Annotated in this window: 14 protein-coding genes; 2 read left to right on the top strand and 12 right to left on the bottom strand. The window is 73.4% G+C overall.

The window, feature by feature from the left end; genetic code table 11:
* Nucleotides 1–96: 96 nt before the first annotated feature.
* The 11 genes from AC3CHW_RS04095 to AC3CHW_RS04145 form a co-directional block, all read right to left on the bottom strand.
* The gene (locus tag AC3CHW_RS04095; protein ID WP_398606795.1) at nt 97–993 is read right to left on the bottom strand and encodes an AAA family ATPase; all 897 of its coding nucleotides are present in this window, start codon (nt 991–993) and stop codon (nt 97–99) included.
* Between the two features lie 346 nt (nt 994–1,339).
* Complete coding sequence (aroQ, locus tag AC3CHW_RS04100; RefSeq protein ID WP_187086189.1) at nt 1,340–1,786, bottom strand: type II 3-dehydroquinate dehydratase; 447 nt, start codon at nt 1,784–1,786, stop codon at nt 1,340–1,342.
* Nucleotides 1,783–2,907: a 3-dehydroquinate synthase gene (gene aroB / locus AC3CHW_RS04105; protein WP_488469591.1), complete on the bottom strand. Its 1,125-nt coding sequence runs from the start codon at nt 2,905–2,907 to the stop codon at nt 1,783–1,785. The genes aroQ and aroB overlap by 4 nt, the downstream gene beginning before the upstream one ends.
* A gap of 48 nt (nt 2,908–2,955) precedes the next feature.
* Nucleotides 2,956–3,510: a shikimate kinase gene (locus AC3CHW_RS04110; protein WP_176165006.1), complete on the bottom strand. Its 555-nt coding sequence runs from the start codon at nt 3,508–3,510 to the stop codon at nt 2,956–2,958.
* Entirely contained in the window at nt 3,507–4,691 is a 1,185-nt protein-coding gene (gene aroC, locus AC3CHW_RS04115) for a chorismate synthase (protein WP_176165005.1), read from the bottom strand. Before aroC ends, AC3CHW_RS04110 begins: the two co-directional genes overlap by 4 nt.
* Nucleotides 4,692–4,917: 226 nt before the next feature.
* Nucleotides 4,918–5,760, bottom strand: a complete 843-nt coding sequence (locus tag AC3CHW_RS04120; RefSeq protein ID WP_398606792.1) for a shikimate dehydrogenase — start codon at nt 5,758–5,760, stop codon at nt 4,918–4,920.
* Between the two features lie 22 nt (nt 5,761–5,782).
* Nucleotides 5,783–7,867: an endolytic transglycosylase MltG gene (gene mltG / locus AC3CHW_RS04125; protein WP_488469592.1), complete on the bottom strand. Its 2,085-nt coding sequence runs from the start codon at nt 7,865–7,867 to the stop codon at nt 5,783–5,785.
* Between the two features lie 126 nt (nt 7,868–7,993).
* Entirely contained in the window at nt 7,994–8,458 is a 465-nt protein-coding gene (ruvX, locus tag AC3CHW_RS04130; protein ID WP_488469593.1) for a Holliday junction resolvase RuvX, read from the bottom strand.
* Nucleotides 8,459–8,788: 330 nt separating this feature from the next.
* Nucleotides 8,789–11,458 carry an alanine--tRNA ligase gene (gene alaS / locus AC3CHW_RS04135; protein ID WP_398606790.1) on the bottom strand — a complete coding sequence of 890 codons (2,670 nt, stop codon included), beginning with the start codon at nt 11,456–11,458 and terminating at the stop codon, nt 8,789–8,791.
* Nucleotides 11,458–11,856 carry a hypothetical protein gene (locus AC3CHW_RS04140; RefSeq protein WP_232109672.1) on the bottom strand — a complete coding sequence of 133 codons (399 nt, stop codon included), beginning with the start codon at nt 11,854–11,856 and terminating at the stop codon, nt 11,458–11,460. Before AC3CHW_RS04140 ends, alaS begins: the two co-directional genes overlap by 1 nt.
* A gap of 5 nt (nt 11,857–11,861) precedes the next feature.
* Entirely contained in the window at nt 11,862–12,320 is a 459-nt protein-coding gene (locus AC3CHW_RS04145; RefSeq protein WP_398606788.1) for a DUF948 domain-containing protein, read from the bottom strand.
* Between the two features lie 249 nt (nt 12,321–12,569).
* Between AC3CHW_RS04145 and AC3CHW_RS04150 the strand changes: the two genes are divergently transcribed.
* Entirely contained in the window at nt 12,570–14,849 is a 2,280-nt protein-coding gene (locus AC3CHW_RS04150) for an ATP-binding protein (RefSeq protein ID WP_488469594.1), read from the top strand.
* Nucleotides 14,850–14,909: 60 nt separating this feature from the next.
* On the opposite strand, the gene rpsD is transcribed toward AC3CHW_RS04150, so the two are convergent.
* Nucleotides 14,910–15,521, bottom strand: coding sequence for a 30S ribosomal protein S4 (rpsD, locus tag AC3CHW_RS04155; protein WP_176164998.1), 612 nt, complete (start codon nt 15,519–15,521; stop codon nt 14,910–14,912).
* Between the two features lie 55 nt (nt 15,522–15,576).
* Here rpsD and AC3CHW_RS04160 point away from each other — a divergent pair, with 55 nt between their 5' ends.
* Complete coding sequence (locus AC3CHW_RS04160) at nt 15,577–16,539, top strand: DUF2470 domain-containing protein (protein WP_488469595.1); 963 nt, start codon at nt 15,577–15,579, stop codon at nt 16,537–16,539.
* Nucleotides 16,540–16,767 lie beyond the last annotated feature (228 nt).

The raw sequence follows: 16,767 nt of genomic DNA on the forward strand, positions 1-16,767 counted from the left end.
GGAGCGGCGGCCCGGGGCGCCTCCGGAGGGGGGAGTTCACCACGGCCGGCCCCGGGCCCGACCAGCGGAAAGGTTCCGGCGGCCGGGCCCTGGCGGCTACCAGGTGGGCGGGCTCGCGATGCTGCGCGCGACGGCCTCGTCGAGCATCTGGGCGGTCTGCGCCACGTCGTACTGCGAGTTGTCGATGATCGGCAGCCCCGACCCGTACCAGCCGGCCATCCGGCCGTGGATGCGGGCGACCTCCTCGTCGCTGAGCCTGCGGTTGCCCGAGCGCGCCGCGTTGCGCTCCAGGACGACCTCGAGGCCCGGCAGGAGCACCACGGGCAGCAGCCCGGGGCCGACGTGTCGCTTCCAGCCGCCGAGGCCCACGACCGGGCGGTCGGGGAAGACGGCGTCGTCCAGGATGCAGGAGATGCCGTTGGCCAGGAAGTTGCGGGCCGCGAAGCCGCAGGTGCGGCGGGCGAGCCGGTACTGCGCCTCGGAGTTCTCGTTCCACCCTGACTGCGGGTTGGCGAAGCCGGACCTGACCCACTCGCGCACGTCGTCGAGGCTGATGTGCGCGGTGGGCACCCGCCGGCTGTCCGCCCACAGCCGGGCCACGGTGGTCTTGCCCGCGCCGGCCGGCCCGATGAGCAGCACGGCCACCGCGGTGCGGGACGCGTCGATCACGGGCTGGTCCCGCGACGCGTCGGGCAGCGGTACGGGGGCGCCCGGGGGCAGTGTCACCGGCCCGGTGGTGCCGTCGGTCGCGGGCGGCGGCGGCCCGGAGGGGGCTGACATCGGCGGCGCCGGGTGCGGCGGGGGCGCCGGCGCGGGGGGCGGGGGGCTCCCGGGCCAGCCGGGCGTGGGGGCGGGGCCCGGCGTCGGATGGGGGCCGCCGGCCACGGGCGGCGACCCGGGTGGCGCGGGGTGGCCCGAGTGCTGGGCGGCGCCCGCCGCACCCTGCCCCTGGCCGTGGGACGGGGGCAGCGGAACTCCCACTGCGTGCTGCATCCGGTGGCTCTCCGTCTCGTACGGGCGGCTGACGTGTGTCGACCCGGCCGCGCGCGTGCGCCGGCCGAGTGCGCTACCGAACGGTACTCTCCCACTTCCGGGTGAACAGCGCCTCACCCGGCCCGTCGTTGGCCGGTGCGCGCTCCCCCGCCGGCGCCGACCGCCGGCCCCGGCCCGCGCCGGGCCCGACCGGCCGGGCGCGCCGCGCCCCCGGCCCGACCGCGCGGCGCCCGGGCCTGGCACCGAGCCTCAACTCGCCGGACGGGTACGGGAGTTGAGGTGTCCGCCACGCGACGAGGCCCGTGGCGGTGGCGCGTGCCGGGCCCGGGGCGTCGCGCGGGTCGCGTCAGGCGGAGAGCTGGTCCGCCAGGGCCCGCAGGGCGAGCCGATATGACCCGATTCCGAACCCGGCGATCGTGCCGCTGGCGACGGCGGCGATGACAGAGTTGTGACGGAACTCCTCGCGCGCGTGCGGGTTGGAGATGTGCACCTCGATCAGCGGCGCCGTGCGCTGCGCCGCCGCGTCCCGCATTCCGTACGAGTAGTGCGTGAACGCGCCCGGGTTGATCACCACCGGAAGGGCGCCGTCCGCGGCCTCGTGCAGCCAACGGATCAGCTCGCCCTCGTCGTTGGTCTCGCGCACCTCGACGTCGAACCCCAGCTCCTCGCCGAGCGCCGTGCACTGCTCGACCAGACCGGCGTAGGACGTCGCCCCGTACACGTCGGGCTCGCGGCTGCCGAGGCGGCCCAGGTTGGGCCCGTTGAGCACCAACACCCGGCGCTGGTCCGTCACTTGGCCACCTCCCCGTAGGCGGCGAGCAGCACCGCCGGGTCCGGGCCCTCCAGGACGGTGGGCTTGCCGAGCCCGTCCAGGACGATGAAGCGCAGCAGGTCGCCCCGGGACTTCTTGTCCACCCGCATCGTCTCCAGGAGGCGGGGCCACTGGTCGCCCCGGTAGCTGAGCGGCAGCCCGACGGAGTCCAGGATGGCGCGGTGCCGGTCGGCCGTGGCGTCGTCAAGGCGCCCGGCCAGCCGGCCGAGTTCGGCCGCGAAGACCATGCCGACCGAGACGGCCGCGCCGTGCCGCCAGTTGTAGCGCTCGTTCTTCTCGATGGCGTGCGCCAGCGTGTGCCCGTAGTTGAGGATCTCGCGCAGGCCCGACTCCTTGAGGTCCGACGAGACGACGTCGGCCTTGACCCTGATCGAGCGCTCCAGGAGTTCCGCGGTGTGCGGGCCCTGTGGGCTGCGGGCGCCGGCCGGGTCGGCCTCGATCAGCTCCAGGATCACCGGGTCCGCGATGAACCCGGCCTTGATCACCTCGGCGAGGCCGCTGACGTAGTCGTTCGCCGGCAGCGAGTCGAGCGCCGCCAGGTCACACAGCACCCCGGACGGCGGGTGGAAGGCGCCGACCAGGTTCTTGCCCTCGGCGGTGTTGATGCCGGTCTTGCCGCCGACCGCCGCGTCCACCATGCCGAGCACCGTGGTCGGCACCGCGATCCAGCGCACCCCGCGCAGCCAGGTGGCCGCCACGAAGCCCGCCAGGTCCGTGGTGGCGCCACCGCCGACGCCGACGATCACGTCCGAGCGCGTGAACCCGGTCTGGCCCAGCGCCTTCCAGCAGTACGCGGCGACCTCGGCGGTCTTGGACTCCTCCGCGTTCGGCAACTGGATGGCGATGGCCTCGAAGCCCTGCTCCGCGAGGTCGGCGCGCAGCGCCTCGCCGGTGGCGGACAGCGCCTCGGGGTGCAGCACCGCCACGCGCTTGACCCCGGAACCGATGAGGGCGGGCAGCTCGCCGAGGAGTTGGCGGCCGATGAGCACCTCGTACGACGCGGTTCCCGCGCTGCCCGCGACCTGGACGCGGGTCGGCTGCGCGGGGTCGGCGGGCGCTGCGGTCTTGGACGGGTCAGTCATGCGTTCCTCACTGCGGGATGCGGCGTCTGCGGGATGCGGGTCACACGATCACTTCTCAAGCTCCAGCGCCCCCGCCACCTCGCCGGCCACGTCCTCGGGAGTGCGGTCGTCGGTGCTCACGACGGCGCGGGCCACCTGCGTGTACAACGGGCGGCGCGCCTCCATCAGCTCCCGCCAGCGCTGTCGCGGATTGACGGCCAGCAGCGGGCGCGGCGCGTCCAGGCCCACCCGGCGCACGGCCGCGGCGAGCTGCACGTCGAGGAAGACCACGGGCAGGCCGGTCAGCAGCGCCCGGGTGTCCTCGTCCATCACCGCGCCGCCGCCGAGTGAGAGCACGCCCGGGTGCTCGGCCACCGCGGCGCGCACCGCGGCCCGCTCAAGGGCGCGGAAGTGCGGCTCGCCGTGCTCGAAGAAGATCTCCGGAATGGGCTGGCCGGCGGTCCGCTCGATGTCGGCGTCGGTGTCGCGGTAGGTGGTGCCGAGGCGCTCGGCGAGCAGCGCGCCCACGGTCGTCTTGCCCGCGCCGGGCGGGCCCACCAGGATCACGACGGGCCCGCGGCGCTCGCCGGCGCCGGGCGCGGCGTGCTGCTCCGCGCCGGTCACCGGATCTGCAGGTGGTCGAGGAAGCCACGGACGTTGCGGCGGGTCTCGGGGACGCTGTCGCCGCCGAACTTCTCCGCCACCGCGTCGGCGAGCACCAGCGCCACCATCGCCTCGGCGACGATCCCGGCGGCCGGCACGGCGCACACGTCCGAGCGCTGATGGTGGGCCTTGGTCGGCTCGCCGGTGGTCACGTCGACGGTGGCCAGCGCCCGGGGCACGGTCGCGATGGGCTTCATCGCGGCCCGCACGCGCAGCAGCTCGCCGGTGGTCAGTCCGCCCTCGGTGCCACCGGAGCGGCCGGTCGCCCGCTTGATCCCGTCCTCGGTCGGCAGGATCTCGTCGTGCGCCTGCGAGCCGGGGACCCGGGCCAGATCGAACCCGTCGCCGAGCTCGACGCCCTTGATGGCCTGGATGCCCATGAGCGCCGCCGCGAGCCGCGCGTCGAGCCGCCGGTCCCAGTGCACGTGCGAGCCGAGCCCGACCGGCACGCCGTACGCCAGCACCTCGACCACGCCGCCGAGGGTGTCGCCGTCCTTGTGCGCCTGGTCGATCTCGGCCACCATCGCCTCGCTGGCCTCGGGGTCCAGGCAGCGCACCGGGTCGGCGTCGAGGCGCTCGACGTCGCCGGGGGTCGGGTAGACGCCGTACGGGGCCTTCGCCGCGGCCAGCTCCACCACGTGCGAGACGATCTCGATGCCGGCCGTCTCCTTGAGGTAGGAGCGGGCGACGGCGCCGAGGGCGACGCGGGCCGCGGTCTCGCGCGCGGAGGCGCGCTCCAGGATCGGCCGGGCCTCGTCGAAGCCGTACTTCTGCATGCCGGCCAGGTCGGCGTGGCCGGGCCGGGGGCGGGTCAGCGGCTCGTTCCTCGCCAGCCCCGCCAGCACCTGTGGGTCGACCGGGTCGGCGGCCATCACCTGTTCCCACTTGGGCCACTCGGTGTTGCCCACCATGATGGCCACGGGGCCGCCCATGGTCAGGCCGTGCCGCACGCCGCCGATGAACGTGACCTCGTCGCGCTCGAACTTCATCCGGGCACCGCGGCCATAGCCGAGCCGCCGCCGCGCGAGGGCGTCCGCCACCATGTCGGTGGTGATCGGTACCCCGGCGGGCAGCCCCTCCAGGGTCGCCACCAGTGCGGGGCCGTGCGACTCCCCCGCGGTCAGCCAACGCAACCTGCTCAACGGTGCTCCTTAAAACCTCGCGCCCGTGCGACTTCTCAGCTCCGATCCTCCCATGAGCTGCGACGGAGCCCGTTCGCCCGTCCACGCTACGGACGACGGCCCGCGCCCGTCGCCGGGGCGGCGCGAGGTTCGGGCAGCGTCCGCACGGCGCACCCGCGCCCGACCGGGCGCGCTCCCGGTGGCCACCGGCCGGGCGCGCGGAACGCCGCCGCGCGGGCCGGAGCCGCTACGGCGCCGTGGGCCGCTGCCGCGCCGCGAGCGCGGCCTCGCCCGCCTCCCGCATGGCGGCCAGCGGTGCCGCGCCGCCGGTCATCCGCTCCACCTGCAACACCGCCTGGTGCACGAGCAGGTCGAGCCCGCCGACGACGGCGCCGCCGCGCGCCGACCAGGCGGCGGCCAACGCGGTCGGCCAGGGGTCGTAGAGCACGTCGAAGAGCGCGCCGGGCCGCTCGGGCACGGCTGCGGCCAGCGCGTCGGTGCTGCCAGCCGGCGTGGTCGCGAACACCAGCGGGGCGCTCATCGCCTCGGCCGCGTCCGCCCAGTCCGCGGTGCGCACGCGCACCCCGAGCCGCTCGCCCCACTGCCGCATCTCGGTGGCCCGGGCCGCCCCGCGCACGTACGCGGTGACCTCGCCGACCTGGATGCGGGCGAGGGCGGCCAGCGCCGAGGACGCGGTGGCCCCGGCGCCCAACACCGCGGCGTGCTCCACCCGTTCCACGCCGCGCTCGCGCATGGCCGCGATCATGCCGGGGATGTCGGTGTTCTCGCCGACCCGCCGACCCTCCTCGGTGAACAGCACGGTGTTCACCGCCTCGACCGAGGCCGCGGTCTCGCTGATCTCGTCGAGCAGCGGGATGATCGCCCGCTTGAGCGGCATCGTCAGCGAGAGCCCGGCCCAGGTGCGGTCCAGCCCCTGGAGGAAGGCCGGCAGCCCGGCCTCGTCCACCTCGTACCGGTCGTAGCGCCAGCCGGTCAGGCCCAGCTTGGCGTACGCGGCTCGGTGCAACACCGGCGAGAGCGAGTGCGCGATGGGCGATCCTAGGACCGCCGCCCTGCGGTCGTCCGGCATCTGTCTGTCCCCGCCCCCTGTGTCAGTTACCGCCGCCGCGCGTCTTGTTGAACTCGTCGACCAGCTTCTTGTGCTCGGCGTAGGTCTTGGTGAACTTCGTCGTCTTGAGGTCGACGGAGACGAAGTAGTACCACCCGCCCCGCTCGGGCTTCAGGGTGGCCTTCAGCGCGTCCTCCCCCGGGTTCCCGATGGGTCCGGGCGGCAGCCCCTCGTCGTGGTACGTGTTGTAGGGGTTGTCGTACTTGCGCAGTTCCTCGATCGTCAAGTCGATCTTGCTCTGGTTCTTGATGTAGTTGTACGTCGAGTCGAACTCCAGCAGCCCGTTGGTCTGCACGTTGTCGGGCTTGAGGCGGTTGTAGACGACGTCGGCCATCTTGCGGAAGTCGTCGTGCGTCATGCCCTCGGCGTTGACGAGGCTGGCCACGGTGACGATGTCGAGCGGCGACGACAGGCCCAGGCTCCGGGCCTTGGCCTCGTCGATGCCGAGCTTCTCGTACTCCTTGTTGGCCTGCTCGACCATCTTGCGCAGTACGGCGGCGGGCTCGGCGTCCTTGCCGACGCTGTAGCGGGAGGGGTAGAGGAACCCCTCCAGCGGGTCCTTGATGTCGGGGTCCTTGTTCGCCCAGGCGGGGAGCCCGAGGTTGCGGTACTCCTTCTGGGCCACCTCCAGGGTGGTGCCCTCGGCGGCGCCGATCTTCTTGTCGATCGCGGCGTAGACGGCGCGGTTGCGCATGCCCTCGCTGATGATCAGGGAGTTGAGCGCCGCGGGGTCGGTCATCATCGTGACGGCCGCGTCCCCCGACATCCGCTTGTTGAGCGTGTACGTCCCCGCCTGGATGCGATCGCCCTTGGGGCTCTCGTTGGCGGCGTCCACGAACGCCCGGCTGCTCTTGACGACGCCTTCGCGTTTGAGAATCTCGCCCATGGCGGCGACGCCGGTGCCCTCGGGGATCTCGATCTGCACCTGCTCGTCGGTGCCCTCGCCCGCGAAGTCCGGCGCGGCGCCGAAGTGGCTCTGCCAGAACTGGTAGCCGAAGTACCCCACGCCACCCACGACGCCGCCGAGCACCACCGTGACCACCAGACACGCCATGCCACTACGGCGCTTGGTCTTCTTGTTCCGCCGCTCCCGGGACTGCCGACGCTCCTCGCGCGGGTCGCTGACATCGTCGTCATACGCGTCGTCGAACCCGCCGTCGTGCTCGGCGCCCCGCCCGTCGTCGCGCCCCGGCCCGCGTCCGTCGCGCCCGCCTCGACCGGTGCCGTCGGCGTCGTCGAAGAACGAGTTCTTCTCTTCCGCGAAGAAGGGGTGGTCGGGCTCACCCGGATCGGGCTCGTTCTCCGCCCGCCAGTCGTCTACCGGCTCCTCCGCCGGAGGGCCCGCCGGAGACCGTCCGCGCGTCCGCTGCCGGGGCTCCTGCCCCGCCTGCCCCTGGTACGCCGGCTGCTGCTGGGGGTGCTGGCCGTGCGGGGGCGCCTGCGGCTCGGGCGCCGGATAGCCGTCCGGCGTCCCGTGGTAGTCGGCCTGCCCGCCGCCGTACGGGTGGCCGTGCTGACCGGAGGGGTAGCCGTCGACCGGCTGGCCGTGCTGGTCCGGCGCGTAGGGCTCGCCGGGCTGCGCGTGCTGGCCCGTCGCGTACGGGTCGCCGAGCTGGGCGTGCTGGCCCGTCCCGTACGGATCGCCCGGCTGTGCGTGCTGCCCCGTCGCGTACGGGTCACCGGGCTGTGCGTGCTGCCCCGTCGCGTACGGGTCACCGGGCTGGGCGTGCTGGCCCGTCGAGTAGGCGTCGCCGGACTGGGCGTGCTGGCCCGTCCCGTAGGGGTCGACGGACTGGCCCTGCTGCTGGGTGGGCTGCTGGCCCTGTTGCTGGCCGTGCGCGTACGGGTCGCCCGGGCCGCCGCCGTACGGGTCGCCCGAGCCCTGTGCGCCGTCCCAGCCGTACTGCTGCTGCGCGAAAGGTTCCTGCTGCTGCGCATACTGCTGGGCCTGGTCACCGTAGGGGTTCTGACCACCCGCGGCCTGCTGCCCGTGCCACCCCGGGTCCCCGTACAAGGGGTCCTCGGGGTCCCACGGTTGGGAGCCGGAGCTCCGGCCATACTCAGTCATCAATCCCCTAGTGCCGCGCTGCGGCAGCCGGTACGCGCGTGGGGCGCGGGGTTCGCTCCGCCGGGCTATCACGACGCCCGGGATTCGAACGGCTGCCATGCCGCGCGGAACGTTACCGTATCGCGATCAGATGACCACTTCGACGGCCTCTCCCGGCGGGCGGCCCGAGGAACGCTCCATCTCCAGCGCGTTCTGGAGGATGATGACGGCGGCGGCCTGGTCGACGACCGACCGCCCCTTCTTGCTCCTGACCCCCGCGGCGCGCAGCCCCTGGGTCGCGGTGACCGTGCTCATGCGCTCGTCGACCAGTCGCACCGGCACCGGCGCCACGGCCCGGGCCAGCTCGTCGGCGAAGCCGCGCACCTTGGTCGCGGCCGGGCCCTCCGTACCGCGCAGGGACCGTGGCAGGCCGACGATGACCTCGATCGGCTCGTACTCCTCGACGATCGCCACCAGCCTGCGCCGCGCGGCCGGGACGTCCCGGCCCGGCACCGTCTCCACCGGTGTCGCGAGGATCCCGTCGGGGTCGCACGAGGCCACCCCGATCCGGGCGTCTCCGACATCGACGGCGATCCGTCGCCCGCGTCGCATGGGCCGTTCCTCGCTCACGCCGCCTCGTCCCCGCTCCCGCTCGACCTACCGCTCACGCCGGAGCCGTTGTTCCACCACCGGGGCGACGTACTCCCGTCACCCCGTCCGTTCCCGCGCCCAGTCGAGTGCACATCGCACCGGTCCGGGCGGTCATCGGCCGGCCGGGTGACGTCCACCCGGCCGGCCGACCACTCCTCCCACCACGCGGCGGCCCGCCCGCGCGTCACGCGCGACACGGCCAACCACTGGCGCCCACTCAGCCGCGCGGCCCGCCCGCTCGGCCGGTCCGCACGCCTGGTCGGCTGGTGCTCACGCCCGCTGGGCCGCTCCTCACGCCTGCTCGGCGACGAGGCGCTGCACGGCGGCGATCGCGTCGTCGATGGCGGCCGGGTTCTGGCCGCCGCCCTGGGCGACGTCCGGCTTGCCGCCGCCGCCTCCGCCGAGCGTCTTGGCGGCGGTGCGCACCAGCTCGCCGGCCTTGAGGCCGCGCTCGCGGGCCGCCTCGTTGGTGGCGATCACCGTGAGCGGGCGCTCGCCGGCGACGGCGAACAGCGCGACGACCGCCGGGCGACCGCCCTGGATACGCCCGCGCACATCGAGCACCAGCTTGCGCAGGTCGTCGGCGCCCGTGCCGTCGGGCACCCGGCCGGTCACCAGCGCGACGCCCCGCACGTCCTGGGCGCCCTCGGCGAGCCCGGCCGCGGCCTGCAGCACCTTCTCCGCGCGGAACCGCTCGATCTCCTTCTCGGCCTCCTTGAGCTTGGCCAACATTCCGGAGATCTTCTCCGGCAGCTCCTCGGGACGCCCCTTGACCAGGTCCGTGAGCTGCGAGACCACCGTGTGCTCGCGAGCGAGGAAGTTGTACGCGTCGACGCCCACCAGGGCCTCCACGCGGCGCACCCCCGAGCCGATCGAGGACTCGCCGAGCAGCTTCACCAGGCCGAGCTGGGCCGTGTTGTGCACGTGCGTGCCACCACACAGCTCCTTGGAGAAGTCGCCGATGGTCACCACGCGCACCCGGTCGCCGTACTTCTCGCCGAACTCGGCGATGGCGCCCTGCTTCTTCGCCTCGTCCATGCTCATCACCTCGGCGGTGACGTCGAGTTCGCGGGAGAGCACGTCGTTGATCTTCTGCTCGACGTCCGTGAGCACCGTGCCGGGGACCGCGGCGGGCGAGCCGAAGTCGAACCGGAAGCGGCCGGGCGAGTTCTCCGAGCCGGCCTGGGCGGCCGTCGGGCCGAGCGCGTCGCGCAGCGCCTGGTGGGTGAGGTGGGTGGCGCTGTGCGCGCGGGCGATGGCCCGCCGGCGGGTGACGTCGATCTGGGCGTACGCCCCGGCGCCGACGACGACCTCGCCGACCTGCACCACGCCCTTGTGCACGCTCACGCCGGGCACCGGCTGCTGCACGTCGCGCACCTCGACCACGGCGCCGGTGTCCAGCCTGATCCGGCCCGTGTCGGCGAGCTGGCCGCCGCCCTCGGCGTAGAACGGCGTGCGGTCGAGGACGACCTCGACCTCGTCACCCTCGTGCGCGGCGGGCGACGAGACGCCGTCGACGAGCAGCCCGACGACGGAGGACTCGCCCGCCGTCTCCGCGTACCCGGTGAAGACCGTGGTGCCGGAGGTGTCGGCGACCGCGCGGTAGGCGGAGAGGTCGGCGTGGCCCTGCTTCTTGGACTTGGCGTCCGCCTTGGCCCGCTCCCGCTGCTCCTTCATCAGGCGGCGGAAGCCCTCCTGGTCGACGGTCAGCCCCTGCTCGGCGGCCATCTCCAGGGTCAGGTCGATGGGGAAGCCCCACGTGTCGTGCAGCAGGAACGCCTTGTCACCGGCGAGCGTGGTGGAACCGGCGGCCTTGGTCTCGCTGACGGCCGTGTCCAGGATGTTGGTGCCGGACTTCAGCGTCTTGAGGAACGCGCTCTCCTCGGCCAGGGCGACCGTCTCGATGCGCTTGCGGTCCTCGAGCAGCTCCGGGTACTGCTGGCCCATCGTCGTGAGCACGACGTCCACGAGCTGCCCGACCACCGGTCCGGTGGCGCCCAGCAGGCGCATGTTGCGGATGGCGCGACGCATGATGCGGCGCAGCACGTACCCGCGGCCCTCGTTGCCCGGGGTGACGCCGTCGCCGATGAGCATCACCGAGGTGCGGATGTGGTCGCCGACCACGCGCAGGGCGACGTCGGTGTCCGTGCTCGCGCCGTAGGCGACCCCGGTCAGCTCGGTGGCCTGGTCCATGACGACCCGGAGGGTGTCCGTCTCGTACATGTTGCGCACGCCCTGCAGGATCATCGCGAGGCGTTCGAGGCCGAGGCCGGTGTCGATGTTCTTGCTGGGCAGCTCGCCGAGGATCGGGAAGTCCTCCTTGCCGGAGCCCGGTCCGCGCTCGTACTGCATGAAGACCAGGTTCCAGATCTCCACGTACCGCTCGTCGTTGACGGCCGGGCCGCCCTCGGGGCCGAACTCGGGGCCACGGTCGTAGTTGATCTCGGAGCAGGGGCCGCACGGTCCGGGCACGCCCATGGACCAGTAGTTGGGGCCCATGCCCAGGCGCTGAATGCGCTCGGCCGGCACGCCGATGACCTCACGCCAGATGCGCTCGGCCTCGTCGTCCTGCTCGTAGACCGTGATCCACAGCTTCTCCGGGTCCAGGCCGTAGCCCCCGTCCGCCTGCGAGCTGGTCAGCAGCTCCCAGGCGAGCTTGATGGCGCCTTCCTTGAAGTAGTCGCCGAAGGAGAAGTTGCCGCACATCTGGAAGAACGTGCCGTGCCGCGTGGTCTTGCCGACCTCTTCGATGTCGGGCGTGCGCACGCACTTCTGCACGCTGGTGGCCCGGTCGAAGGGGGGCTTGACCTCGCCGAGGAAGTACGGCTTGAAGGGCACCATGCCCGCGGGGACCAGCAACAGCGTCGGGTCGTCCGCGATCAGCGACGCCGACGGCACGACGGTGTGCCCCCGCTCCTCGAAGAAGCGTAGCCAGCGGCGGCGGATTTCGGCCGACTCCATCAGTAGTCCTCTTTCCGATCGTTCCGGTCGGTCTTCCGGTCGTTTTCCCGGTCGTTCCAGTCATCGCCCCGGCGGGTGTCCGGATCACCTTGGGCGGTCAGGCCCGCGGGACGGTAGGTCTTCGACTCCAGCACCTGCGCGTGCCGCACGGGCAGTTCCCGGGCGTCGGGCCCCCCGTTGAGTCCCAGCGCATCGTTCAACGCCGCTTCCCGGTCCGACATTCCGACCCGTACGTCCAGGGCGAACTGCTTCAGTCGGTGTCCGGTCTCCACCGCCTTGTCCGCGGCCTGCGCGGCCAGACTCTCGGGGGTCAACTGGCGCAACTTGCGGTTGACCTTCGTGGTGGCCCACACGCCGGCTGCGGCGCCGGTGGTGAACCAGAATGCGCGGCGGAACATCGCGATCAGTCCTTCTTGCTCCGGTCATTGCTCCGGCTGGTGCTCCGGCTGCGGCGGCCACCGCGCCGTGCGGACGGCACGGTCTTGCCGACGACGACGGTCGTACGCTCCGGGGCCTCGCCCTTGCGGCCGATGGCCCGGCGTACCCCGTACCCGAACGCGGCCACCTTCACCAGCGGTCCGCCGAAGGCCGACGAGACGGTGGAGGAGAGCGCGGACGCGTTGGAGGTGACCTCCTGGACGTCGGCCGCGATCGAGTCGACGCGCGCGAGCTGCGTGTTGGCGTTGCGCACCGTGGCCGACGCCTCGCTCAGCAGCGGCACGGCCTGGTCGGTCACGTCCGCCACCAGCTTGGTGGTCGCCTTGAGCGTCTGCGCGAGCCTCACCAGCGCGAGGGCGAGGAACGACACCAGGATCGCCCAGAAGACGGCCACGAGGATCCCGGCCACTTCTCCACCGGACACGTCGCACCGCTCCCTGCTGATCGTTGACTCGTCGTGGGCTGTACTCGTTCAGCACGTCCCGCCGCCACTTGCGGGCGGTCAGACATCGCGGGCGCGGGCGGCAGACACCGAGCCTATCGCGCCGCGGCTCGTCGGCCGTACCGCATTGTCGCTCGCCACAGGCCGCTTCCGACGGGGGCGCGCGCCCCGGCCGGGTGGCACGGACGGGGATTGTACGGCCCGCATACCGTTGAGTACGCTCCGTGTTTTATGCGACATGTTCCGCGCCCCGGATCAGCGAAGCCCAGCCCCTCCGCCCAACCCAGCAGAGCGGGCGCCCTCCCCGCCGAAGTCAGCCGGTTCGTCGGACGGTCCGCGGAACTGGCTCAGATCAAGCGACTCCTCTCCCGAACCCGCCTGGTGACGGTCACGGGCGTCGCCGGAACCGGCAAGTCCCGGCTGGCGCTGCGGGCGGCCAGGCGGATGCGGAATCGCTTCTGCGACGGCATGTGGCTGGTCAGCCTGGCCGAACTCCCCGCCGACACCGACCCCGACGAGGCGGTGCTGGGCGCGCTCGGGCTGACCGCGCCCAGCGGGCGGAGTCCGCGCGAGGTGTTGGTGCGGCGCCTCGCGCAGGGCGAGACGCTGTTGGTGCTCGACGGCTGCGAGCACCTGAGCGAGCCGTGTGCCGCGCTGGTGGCCGAGCTGTTGCGGCGGGTGCCGGGGCTGCGGGTGCTCGTCGCCAGCCGGCGCCCGCTCGGGATTACCGGCGAGCGGCTGCTGCCGCTGCGCCCGCTGCCGGTGTGGCCCGACGCCGTCGAACTCTTCGCCGACCGGGCCTCGGCGCTGCTGCCCGCCTTCACCGCGGCGGCCGGCCGCGAGGCGGTGAGCGAGGTGTGTCGGCGCCTGGACGGCATGCCGCTGGCCATCGAGCTGGCGGCGGCGCAGTTGCGCACCCTGTCCCTGGAACAGCTCCTGCTCCGGCTCGATGACCCGCTCAGGCTGCTGACCAGCGACGGCCACAGCGTCCCCGACCGGCACCGCTCGCTGTCCACCGCGATCGGCTGGAGCCACGAGCTGTGCACGGCCGGCGAGCGGCTGCTGTGGTCGCGGCTGTCGGTCTTCGACGGCGGCTTCGACCTGGACGCCGTCGAGTACGTGTGCTCCGGCCCGGACCTGCCGGCTGACGAGGTGCTGCCGGCCCTGTCGGGCCTGGTCGCGCAGTCCGTCGTGGTCCGGGACGACCCGCCCGAGGGCGCCGGGCAGGCCCGCTACCGGCTGCTGCGCCCGGTGCGCGCCTACGGCGCCCGGTGGCTGGCCGAGCTGGGCGAGACGGAGCGGCTGCGCAAGCGGCACCGCGACTGGTACCTGGGGCTCGCCACCTGGTGTGAGCTGGACTGGTTCAGCCTGCGCCAGATCGAGGTGGCCCAGCGCGTGGAGGCGGAGCTGCCGAACCTGCGGCTCGCGCTCGAGTACAGCCTGGAGAGCCCCGAGGACGCGCACATCGGCCAGTACCTGACGGGCACCCTCTGGTTCTACTGGGTCGGCTGCGGGCGGCTCGCCGAGGGCCAGCACTGGCTGGAGCGCGCGCTGGAACTCGGGGGCGACCAGCCGGAGCCGCGCGCGAAGGCGCTGTGGGCGGTGGGCCTGACGGCGGCGGCGCGCGGGGACGCGGTGGCCGCGCTGACCGCGCTGCACGAGTGCCGCGAGCTGGCCGACCGGTGCGGCGACGAGAGCGCGGCGGCACTGGCCACCCAGATGCTGGGCGCGACCGCGCTCGTCAACGACGACCTGCCGCGCGCGGTGGCCCTGTTACGCGAGTGCCTTGAGCGCTATCGCACCCGGGGCGAGTTGAACGCCCTGGTACTCCTCGCCCAAGTGCAGCTCGCGCTGGCGCTGGCGCTGCTCGGCGACGCGGAGGCGGCCCTGGCGCTGGCCGAGGACGCCCGCCAGGTGGCGACCGACAGCGGGGAGCGGTGGGTGCGCTCGTACGCCCTGTACGCGCTGGCCTGCGCGCGGGCCGAGCGGGGCGAGGACGAGCAGGCCCGCGAACTCCTGGTGGCCTGCCTGGAGATCAAGCGGGAGTTCGGCGATCTGCTGGGCATGACGCTGGCGCTTGAGCGGCTGGCGCCGCTGGTGGTGCTCGACGCACCGGAGTGGGCGGCCGAGTTGCAGGGCGCCGCCCTCACCGGCTGGCGCGACCTGGCCGGCGAGCCGCTGCGCTCCCCGCTGCTGCGCCAGCGGCACGAGCGCTGCGCCGCGCGGGCCAGGGGCCTGCTCGGCGACGCGGGATACGAGGCGGCGCGGCGCGACGGACGACGCGGGGGCCTGGACACGGCGGTGGCCCAGGTCCTGGAGCGGGGCCGCGGGCGCCCGGCCAGCCTGGTCGGGCAGGCGGGCGGGGTGGCCGGGCGGCCCTGGCCCGAGGAGGACCGGGCCAGCGAGGGCCGGGCGGCCGAGGAGTGGGCCGCGGGCGCTGCAGCCGCGCTGCGCCGCAGGCAGCCGGCCGGCCCCCCGCCGGCCGAGGCGGACGAGGAGTCCGCGGGCTAGGTCCGGCCGACACGCGAAAGGCCCCGCCCTCGCGGGCGGGGCCTACCTGCTGAGCTGTGCTTAGCGAGCGTAGTACTCGACGACGAGCTGCTCGTCGCAGATCACCGGGATCTCCTTGCGGTTCGGGTCCCGGTCGAGGCGGAACGCGAGCGCCTTGAGGTTGACCTCGAGGTAGCGCGGCGTCTCGCCGTCGGTGTCGTAGCCACCCTCGCGAGCGACCTGGAAGGGGTGCTTCTCGCGGCTGCGCTCGCGGACCATCACGACGTCGCCCGGGCGGACGCGGAAGGACGGCTTGTCGACCTTGCGGCCGTTGACCTCGATGTGACCGTGCACGACCATCTGGCGCGACTGGTAGATGGTCCGGGCGATGCCCGACCGAAGGACGAGCGCGTCCAGGCGGCGCTCAAGCTCGATGATCAGGGCCTCGCCCGTCTTGCCGTCGACCTTCCGAGCGCGGTCGTAGGCACGGGCCATCTGGCGCTCGCTGATGTCGTACTGAGCGCGCAGACGCTGCTTCTCAAGGAGTCGGACCTTGTAGTCGCTGTTCTGCTTGCGGCCACGGCCGTGCTCACCCGGCGGGTAGGGGCGAGCCTCGAAGTACTTGACGGCCTTGGGAGTCAGTGCGATGCCGAGCGCACGCGACTTCTTGACCTTGGGGCGCGACTGGTTCACGTGGAACGAACCTCCGTGTAAGTTAGGTTAGGCTTACCTTAGCCGAGGAGAACGCATGTTTCGACCTGGGAGCCCCACATCAAGCACCGCCCAGGGCACGGAGTCAGACGACTCCGGGCCTGAAGGCACTGAGGTGGGTCAGCCGCGCCCCGCGGAAGACGCCCGGCAGCCCACTGCCGCCGAGCGCGTACGAACCCTCGTGGAGTCCAAGGCTACGGCTTCTCTCGCGATTCCTGGAATCGAGGAGCCCGAGGACTTCGCCGCGGGCATCCCCACGGCCCGCACCGTGATGCCCGACGGAGACGTGCTACTGCTGGTCCCCGGCGGCTCTCCGGCGGCCAGAGCCGCAGCGTACGCCCAGGATGACGACCTCGCGTGCGTGATGGAGATCACGGACGTCGCACCCGTTTCGGTGCCGTATCGCGTGCGCGGGCGCGCCTGGGTCGCCGGCTGGCTCACCCCGGTACGCAACGAGGAGCGGGCCGCCTGCGCCATGCTGCTCGCCGAGCGCCATCCGGTGGGCGAGATCCTCGGCATGGACGACGCGCCACAGCCGCCCACCGCGAGCCGACCTGGCGGGCGTCCCGCCTGGGTACTGCTGCGACTCGAGGTCGGCGAGGCGTGCGTGGACGACCTGTGGGGCGCCGAGGGCGTCGAGCCGGACGCCTTCGCCGCCGCGGCCCCCGACCCGCTGGTGGCCCACGAGGCCGACCTCCTCCAGCACCTGCACTCCGCGCACAGCGAGCAGGTCCAGATGCTCTGCGCGCTCATCGGGGAGCGCGCCCACTGCGGGGCCGCGCGGGAACCTGGCGCACCGCAGCAGGGGGAGGCGCGCGTGTCGGCCGGACGCGCCGTGCGGGCGGTGCCCGTCTCCCTCAGCCGCTTCGGCCTGCGGGTCCGCTTCACCGACTCCACCAGCCGCTCCTTCGACGCCCGCTTCGACTTCCCGGAGCCGGTGCGCGACGTGACGGAGCTACGGCGCGCCATGCACACCCTCTTCGAGGCCGCTGCCGAGTAGCCGACCAGCACATCCGACCATCCACACCCGCGCGCCCCTCCGCGCCCGCTGAGCCCGCCGCTCCCTCGCCCGCTCACCCCGTACCCCTCCGACCGTCTCGGCGTCCCGGGCACACCCGACCGGTGCGCCGCTCCCCAACTCCCGCACACCTGGCGGGAGTTGGGGACACGACGACGGTGCGGCGAACCGGCCGCGCCGGCTGGCCGGCCAAGCCGCACCGCACCGCGC

Source organism: Streptomyces sp. MGP-BFMKR1 (genome assembly GCF_057766585.1).